General features: G+C 65.6%; 7 protein-coding genes. 4 read left to right on the top strand and 3 right to left on the bottom strand.

Going from position 1 to position 8,133, the window contains the following annotated elements; translation table 11 throughout:
* On the top strand, positions 1–310 hold a 310-nt coding region (locus STE01S_RS14235; RefSeq protein ID WP_303745188.1), incomplete at its 5' end, for an oxidoreductase C-terminal domain-containing protein.
* Positions 311–313: 3 nt separating this feature from the next.
* On the opposite strand, the gene STE01S_RS14230 is transcribed toward STE01S_RS14235, so the two are convergent.
* Positions 314–976 carry a DUF4126 domain-containing protein gene (locus STE01S_RS14230; protein WP_082813346.1) on the bottom strand — a complete coding sequence of 221 codons (663 nt, stop codon included), beginning with the start codon at positions 974–976 and terminating at the stop codon, positions 314–316.
* 92 nt (positions 977–1,068) lie between these two features.
* Here STE01S_RS14230 and STE01S_RS14225 point away from each other — a divergent pair, with 92 nt between their 5' ends.
* Positions 1,069–1,860 (top strand): NUDIX hydrolase, encoded by a 792-nt coding sequence (locus tag STE01S_RS14225; protein ID WP_062768773.1) that lies wholly within the window; start codon positions 1,069–1,071, stop codon positions 1,858–1,860.
* 82 nt (positions 1,861–1,942) lie between these two features.
* The gene (locus STE01S_RS14220) at positions 1,943–2,269 is read left to right on the top strand and encodes a hypothetical protein (protein WP_162928292.1); all 327 of its coding nucleotides are present in this window, start codon (positions 1,943–1,945) and stop codon (positions 2,267–2,269) included.
* Positions 2,270–2,396: 127 nt separating this feature from the next.
* Here STE01S_RS14220 and STE01S_RS14215 read toward each other — a convergent pair whose 3' ends face one another.
* Entirely contained in the window at positions 2,397–3,257 is an 861-nt protein-coding gene (locus STE01S_RS14215) for a carbon-nitrogen hydrolase family protein (RefSeq protein WP_062768771.1), read from the bottom strand.
* Between the two features lie 85 nt (positions 3,258–3,342).
* Between STE01S_RS14215 and STE01S_RS14210 the strand changes: the two genes are divergently transcribed.
* Positions 3,343–6,285, top strand: a complete 2,943-nt coding sequence (locus STE01S_RS14210; protein WP_082657413.1) for a M16 family metallopeptidase — start codon at positions 3,343–3,345, stop codon at positions 6,283–6,285.
* Here the strand turns inward: STE01S_RS14210 and STE01S_RS14205 are convergent, their stop codons facing one another.
* Positions 6,286–8,061, bottom strand: a complete 1,776-nt coding sequence (locus STE01S_RS14205; RefSeq protein WP_062768768.1) for a cation:proton antiporter domain-containing protein — start codon at positions 8,059–8,061, stop codon at positions 6,286–6,288.
* Between the last annotated feature and the right edge of the window lie 72 nt (positions 8,062–8,133).

Raw genomic sequence — 8,133 nt, 5'->3', positions numbered from 1 at the left:
CGCCAAGGGCATCTGCGGCGCCGAGGCGCCCTATCATGCCATCCCCTGGTTCTGGTCGAACCAATATGACCTCAAGCTGCAGACCGCCGGGCTGTCGACGGGCCACGACCAGGCGGTGCTGCGCGGCGATCCCGCCAGCCGCAGCTTCTCGGTCGTCTACCTCAAGGCCGGCAAGGTCATCGCGCTCGACTGCGTCAACGCCACCAAGGATTATGTCCAGGGCCGCATGCTCGTCACCGCCGGCACCGCCGCAACCCCCGAACAGCTCGCCGATAGCGAAACGCCCCTCAAGGAACTGATCACAGGCTGACGATCAGACGATGGGCGGCGGGGCGTCTGCCGGGTCGCCGAGCGCGCGTTTGAGCCCGCCTCTGACGCTGCGGAGCAATTTTCGCAGCGCAATGATGACGAGGACAGCGGCGATCAGCAGCAATAGGGCGATGACGATGGCGACCGCGGGAAAGGCGATTACCAGCGCGAGAAGTCCCGTCGTCGCGACGTCTTCGCCGGTTGATACCGCGGCATTGCTATAGGGTTCGGGGCTGATGTTGACGACCGCGCGGGTCGTTGCCTTGGCGCTGTGACTGATGAGCGCGCCGCCGCCGCCGAGGATGAAAGCGATCACCTGCCACGCCGGATCGGCGCTGTCGACGAGCGCGAGCGCCAGCAACGCGCCGCCGAGCGGGCGGACAATACTGTGGACGCTGTCCCAGATGCTGTCGACCCACGCGATCTTGTCGGCCAGAAACTCGGCGATCGTACCGATCGCGGCGACGCCCATGACCCAGGGGTTCGCCAATATCTGCAGCGCCTGCAAATGTTCGGGCAGCGGCAGCCAGCCGAAATGCATCGCGACGCCGGTCGCCAGGATCGTGAGGTAGAGACGCCAGCCCGACAACAGGCTGATGCTGCCCGCGACCCCCAATATTTCGGCCAATCCCATTGCCTTGCCTCCGGCCGCGCCAAGATACGGCATCTTGCACCCTCTTGAATGCCGCGGCAATGGGGCCGTCGTCGCTGGCGGCAATGGCAGATGACAAGCGCGCAAAGCCTAGTTATCGAATTTCCATGACCGATCCCGCGCCACCGCAATCGCCCAAGCTGCCCGACGGGGCTATCCCGGCCGCCACGCTCGTCATCATGCGGCCTTCCGGCAACGATGGTCCCGACGAGATATTGATGGTCAAACGCGCGAGCAACATGGCATTCGCGGCGGGGGCGGTGGTTTTTCCCGGCGGCCGGGTCGATCCCGACGATCATCTGGTCGCCGAGCGTTACGGCTTTGGCGAGGATCCGGCCGAAGGCGCGGCGCGGGTCGCGGCGCTGCGCGAAACGCTTGAGGAAACGGGGCTTGGCGTCGGTCTCCCCGACCTTGCCGAACCCGACCTTGCCGATGTTCGCCGCGCGCTTCTGGGCGGCACGTTGCTGTCGGACATATTGGCTGCGCATGGGGCGCCGATCCAACTCGGCGGGCTGGTGCCCTTTGCGCGCTGGTGCCCCAATTTCAAGGAAGCGCGAACCTTCGACACGCGCTTCTATGCCGTTGCGGCGCCGCCGCACGGGCATGAACTGACGGTCGAGGAAGCCGAGCATAGCCATATTTTCTGGTCGAGCGCCCGTGATACGCTGACGCTCGCCGATCGCGGCGATGTGTCGGTTATCTTCCCCACCCGCCGCAACCTCGAACGAATCGCGCAGGCCGACGATTTTGCGGGCTTCGCGCGCCACGCGGAAAATTATCCGGTCGAACTGGTAACGCCGTGGATAGAGGAGCGGGACGGCACCCCGCATCTGTGCATTCCGGGTCATTTGGGCTACCCCGTGACCAGCGAAGCGTTCGAGCAAGTCAGGCGGGGTTAGAATCGCGACCAGTTGCGCAACTTTTGCAATATTTAGCAATTTGCTAACTAGTACCGAAATAGGGAATTGATGATTGCAATCGATGGCAATTACGCTTAAACCGATCGGGCAGGTCCATGGCGGGAAAGCCATTTCGCGGTGTGGATCGAGACGATATATCCAGTGGACGGAGAATAAGATGAACCTGCTTAAGAAGGCTGCGATCTCCCTCGCGGCGACCTCGATGCTGGCGGCGCCGATCGCCGCGTCGGCTCAGTCGTTCGACTCGGCTCGCGCCAATTCGGAACTCAACGGTGAAAGCAAGCTGGAAGGCAGCGGCTGGATCATCGCTGTTGTCGCTCTCGCGGCTATCATCGGCGGTATCATCATCGCTTCGGATAACAACGAAGACAGCCCGACCAGCCCGTAACAGGCTCCGGGTCAAACCGATACCAAAGGGCTCCGGGCTTTGCTCGGGGCCCTTTGTGATTCTGCATGCGCCGATTCTACATGCTGCGATGCTGCATGATGGCAGCACCTGACTTAAGGCCCCCCGCCTAAAGCTCTATATTCCGCACCGCGCGCGATCGGGCGAGGGGGATGGCCGCGCGAGCCCGGTTCTGCACCTCGGCGTCGATCGCCACGAAGCCGATATCATAGCTCGCCGCGCCACTGGATTGTTGCGCGTCCACGTCCATCAACACCGTCCCCCAGGGATCGACGGCGAGGCTGTGGCCAAAGGTCGCGCGCCCGTCGGCGTGCGTTCCCGCTTGCGCCGCAGCAAGGACGTGGCAGGCGGTTTCGATTGCCCGGGCGCGGAGCAGCGGGTGCCAATGCGCCTCGCCGGTCGGCACGGTAAAGGCGGCCGGGATCGCGATCAGTTCGGCGCCACCGTCGACCAGTGCGCGATAGAGTTCGGGAAAACGCAGATCATAACAGATCGAAAGTCCCAGCCGGCCGAGCGGCGTATCGACGAGGACGATTGTTTCGCCCCCCGCATAGGCGGCCGACTCGGTCCAGTTCTCGCCCGTCGGCAGGGTCACGTCGAACATGTGGATCTTGTCGTAGCGCGCGCGAATCTCGCCCTTGTCGTCGATAACATGGCTGCGGTTGACGCGGCGGCCGCCGTCGTCGGCGAGCAGGGGCATCGATCCGCTGTGGAGCCAGATATGGTGGCGCCGCGCCATGTCCGCGAGCGCCGCGGGCCACGGGCTGTCGGCCTCGCGCCGGATATGCGCAGCCGATCTTTGCCGGTCGCGGTCGAGCAGCAGCGACATCTCCGGGAAAAAGGCCATCGCGGCGCCTTCGGCGGCCGCCGCGGCCAGCGCGCGGTCGATCACTCGCAGATTGGCGTCGGGATCGATTCCGCTCGTCATTTGAACGATGGCGGCAACCGGGGCGTGCGGTGGGCGTTGCATCGGTTCTGGCTAGGCGCCTCCTTCGCGAAGGACAAGCTGTGACAGTTCAGTGGCCAGCAAGGTTCGAAAGCGATAAATAGCCGCAATGTCCGTCTCTCCCCCGTCGACTGCGCGTCGATCGCTCTCCCTTTTCCTGCTTCCCGCCTGCGCCAGCGCGCTGGCGCTGCTGATCGCGCCGCTCGCTTCGGCGCAAACGACGCCGGCACCGGCGGCAGCATCGACGCTCGCGGGGCAAGCAAGCGACTGGCTCTATGAAGGCAGCGATATTCCGCGCGATGAGGGCTGGCGCTTCGGGGTGCTGCCCAATGGCTTGCGCTACGCCGTTCGCAACAACGGCGTGCCGCCGGGACAGGTGTCGATCCGGGTGCGGATGGATGTCGGGTCGATGTTCGAAACGGACAGCGAACGCGGCTTTGCGCATCTGCTCGAACATCTCACCTTCCGCGGCTCGCTGCATATTCCCGATGGTGAGACGAAGCGCATCTGGCAGCGTTTCGGTGTCACCTTCGGCAGCGATTCGAACGCGCAAACGACGCCGACGCAGACCGTCTATCAACTCGACTTGCCCAGCGTGACATCGACGACGCTCGACGAAAGCATGAAATTGCTGTCGGGCATGGTGCGCGAACCGCGGATCACCGATGCCGCGGTGACGGCCGAGCGCGGCGTCGTGCTGTCCGAACTGCGCGAACAGGACGGGCCGCAAAAGCGCATCGCCGATGCGACGAGCGCGCATCTGTTCGCAGGACAGTTGCTCGGCGAACGCTCGCCGATCGGAACCACTGCGGCGCTCGGTGCGGCTAACGCCAACAGCGTTCAGGCGTTTCACGATCGCTGGTATCGCCCCGACCGCGCCGTTGTCGTGATGGTCGGCGATGGCGATCCCGCACAGTTCGCCGCGCTGATCGGCAAATATTTCGGCGACTGGAAAGAAGCGGGTGCGAATCCGGCGCAGCCCGATTTCGGCAAGCCCGATCCGTCGCAACCGGTCGCGAAGGAAATCGTCGAGGCGAACCAGCCGCTCGCGCTGACGCTCGCAATGATCCGGCCGTGGAAAAAGCGCGTCGATACCGTCGAAAACACCCGGCGCCTCTACCTCGAATATCTCGCGCAGGCGCTCGTCAATCGCCGGCTGGAAAATCGCGCGCGCAGCGGCGGCAGCTACCTCGTGGCCACCGTCAGCCAGGATTATGTCAGCCGCAGCGCCGATGTCACCTCGGCCGAAATCGTCCCGCTCGGCGACTGGAAGGCCGCGCTCGCCGACGTGCGCGGGGTTATCGCCGATGCCGTCCAGACGCCGCCGTCGCAGGCCGATATCGACCGCGAAGCGAACGAGATCGAGGCTTTCCTGCGCAAGGAACTGGAAAATGCGCCCAACGAGCCGGGGTCGCGCCTCGCCGATGACATGGTGCGCGCGGTGGATATCGGCGAGACGGTGACGAGCCCCAAGGGGCAGGTCGATATGTTCGCCGCGATCCGCGCGTCGGCGACGCCGCAGGTGATGCTCGACATCAGCCGGGCGATTTTCGCGGCGCCCGTCACGCGGCTCGTGCTGACGACGCCGACGCCGATCGAAGGCGGCGACAAGGCGTTGCTCGCTGCGCTTGCCGCGCCCGTCACCGCGCGCGACGATCGCGTCGCGGCGGCGAAGGTCGATTTCAGCCAGCTTCCCGCGCTGGGGCAGCCCGGCACGATCGCATCCGAAACGCCGCTCCCCGGGCTGCGCGTCCAGCGTCTCGAATTCGCCAATGGCGTGACAGCGCTGGTTGCCGACAACAAGGTCGAACCCGGCAAGGTGCGCGTCAACGTCCGCTTCGGCAGCGGCAATCGCAGCGTCGCGGGGAACGCGCCCAATCTGCTGTGGACCGGCGATTATGCGTTGATGGCAAGCGGTGTCGGTCCCTGGGGCCAGAACGAGCTCGATCAGGCAACCAACGGGCGCCAGATCCAGATGGGCTTCGACATCGACGACGACGCCTTTGAAATGACCGCAGAGAGCAACCCCGCCGATCTGCGCGATCAGCTGCGCCTCATGGCGACGAAGCTCGCGGCGCCGCGCTGGGATGCCTCGCCGATCGAGCGGCTGCGCGTTGGCCTGCTGACCGGTTTCGACCTCAATGACGCGACGCCCAACGCGGTGCTCGACCGCAATCTGCGCGGGTGGTTGGCAGGCGGCGACACGCGCTGGGCGCCGCCGTCGCGCGCCGCGATCGAAGGGCTGACTCCCGCCGCCTTTCGCGCTTTCTGGGAACCGCGCCTGAAGAGCGGCCCGATCGAGGTCCAGATTTTCGGTGATCTCGAATCGGTCGATTACAAGCAGTTGCTTGCCGAAAGCTTCGGAGCGCTTGCGCCGCGCCAGCCGCTCGCACCGCCGGGCGGACAGAGCGTTGCCTTCGCGCAGCATAATGCAAAGCCGTTCGTCGCCTATCACACCGGCGACAAGGGGCAGGCGGCGGCGATGATCGCCTGGCCGACGAGCGGCGGGATCGATAATATGCGCGACGCGCGGGCGATGGATGTGCTCGCTGCGATCTTCAACGATCGCCTGTTCGACCGGCTGCGCGCTGAACAGGGCGCAAGCTATGGCCCGGTTGTCGACAGCCATTGGCCGACGGGTTTCGAAAAAAGCGGCGGTTATCTGCTCGTCGGCAGTCTGCTGGCACCAAAGGATGTGAACCGGCTCTACAGCATCGCCGACGACATTGCCGCCGATCTCGTCGCGCGGCCGGTCAGCGCCGATGAACTCGCGCGCAACGCCGGGCCGATCCGCGAACAGGTCGCGCGCGCGACGACCGGCAATCTCTACTGGATGTATCTGCTCGAGGGGGCGACGCGCGATCCGCGCTATATCAAGGCGGCGATGGCGATCGAGGATGATGTGACCAATATCAGCGCCGCCGACATCCAGCGTCTGGCGCGGCAATATCTGGTGCCGGGACGGAAATGGTCGCTGGCGGTGTTGCCGAAGGGAATGACGCTGGCGCAGGCGGCGGCGCTCGATGCCGGAGCCATCGGCGGCGGGAAATAGTCAGACGCTGCCATCGGGGCGGCGCAGCTTGCGGATGCGCGGTTCGTCGGCGAGCTCGCCCTTGGTCATGATGTCGTGGCGCATGCGCGCCCGGACATCGTGGATCGAGGCGATGACGGGGCCCATCGCAACCCCCAGATCGACCAGCACCGCTTCGGCGAGTTGCAGCGAGCTTTCGAGCGTTTCGGGCACCGCGTCGGTGGCGCCGGCCCGATAGAGCGCCGCGGCATGATCGGCGTCGCGCGCGCGGCTGATGATCGGCAGCTCGGGATATTTTTGGCGAAGCTGGCGCGTCATGCGCAATTGCTGCACCGGATCGTCCATCGTCAGCACGATCGCGTCGGCATTTTCGATCCCCATCCGGTCGAGGCTGCCCGGGCGCGCCACATCGGCGAAGCGGACCGAAAATCCGTCGCGCCTCGCAGCCGCGACGGTGTCGATATCGGCGTCGACCGCGACATAGCGTCGCTGATGTTCGCGCAGCAATTCGGCGACGGTGCGCCCGACGCGGCCGAAGCCGACGACGACGGTGCGGCCTTCGGGCGTTTCTTCTTCCTGCGCGTCGCCGCTGCGCATCTCGATCCGGCGCGCGACATCGTGGCCCACGCGGGCGAGGAGCGGCGTGATCGTCAGGCCGATTGCCGTGACGAGCTGCCAGAATTCGGCGGTGGTGCGGCTTATGAGCTGCGCCTGCAGCGCCGTTGCAAGGACGATCAGCGTCGTTTCCGACGGGCTGGCCATCAGCAATCCGACCTCGGCCGCCGTGCCGCGCCGCGCGGCGCCCGAAAAGCGCAGCAGCGCCGCGGTCACGATCGATTTGATCAGGACCACGCCGACCACGGCGGCGATCAGCTCGGGCCATTGCGCCGCGATCGTCTTGAGGTTGAGCCCCATGCCGACGCTGATCAGGAACACGCCGAGCGCGAGGCCTTTGAACGGCGCCGTGATCGCTTCGACCTCGCCATGATATTCGGTCTCGGCGATCATCAGGCCGGCCAGCAGCGCGCCGACGATCGGCGACAGGCCGACCGCGGCGGTCGCCAGCGCCGCGACGATCACGACCAGCAGGCTCGCCGCCAGAAACAGCTCGGGATCCTTGGCGCGCGCGGCCTGCGCAAAGATGCGCGGCAGCAGGAACCAGCCCGCGACCGCGAGGATCGCCACGACCAGCGCGCCTTGCCACAGCGTCGTCAGCATAAGCTCGGTATTGTCGCTCGCCGCGATGGGGGACAGCGCGCCGAGAACGAAGATGATCGGGACGATCGCCAGATCCTCGAACAGCAACATCGCAAAGGAAGCGCGGCCGACGGCCGATTTGGTGCCCGCGATCGGCAGCACCAGCGCCGTCGATGAGAGGGCGAGGGCGATGCCGAGGCCATAGGCCGCGGCGGTCGAATGATCGCCTAGCAGGAACAGCGCCGTGCCGAGTATCGCGCCGCCGAGCAACAGTTCGGCGGCCCCGATGCCGAAGACCAGCTTGCGCAGCTGCCACAGGCGTCGGAACGACAGTTCGAGCCCGATCGAAAAGAGCAACAGGATGATGCCGAATTCGCCGAACAGCGCGATGTCTTCGCTTGACGCGATGGTGATGTGCCGCAGCCATGGATAATCGGCGGCGAGCGCGCCGAGCCCCGATGGCCCGACGAGCAGCCCGACGAGAATGAACCCGATCACCGGCGAGATGCGAAAGCGCGCAAAGGCCGGGATGACGATTCCCGCCGCCCCCAGCACCACCAGCGCGTTGCCGATAGCCGATGTGTCCTGTTCACTTACCATAAGGGCCGACCTTATGCAGGCCGGCCCCGATTGGCTAGATGCCTATCCCAACCTTTTCGGTTGTTTAAGCCC

This window comes from Sphingopyxis terrae subsp. terrae NBRC 15098, assembly GCF_001598815.1.
In the GTDB taxonomy this organism is placed as follows: domain Bacteria; phylum Pseudomonadota; class Alphaproteobacteria; order Sphingomonadales; family Sphingomonadaceae; genus Sphingopyxis; species Sphingopyxis terrae.
The sequence above is the reverse complement of the archived record's forward strand: the minus strand, read 5'-3'. Positions and strand labels throughout refer to the sequence as shown.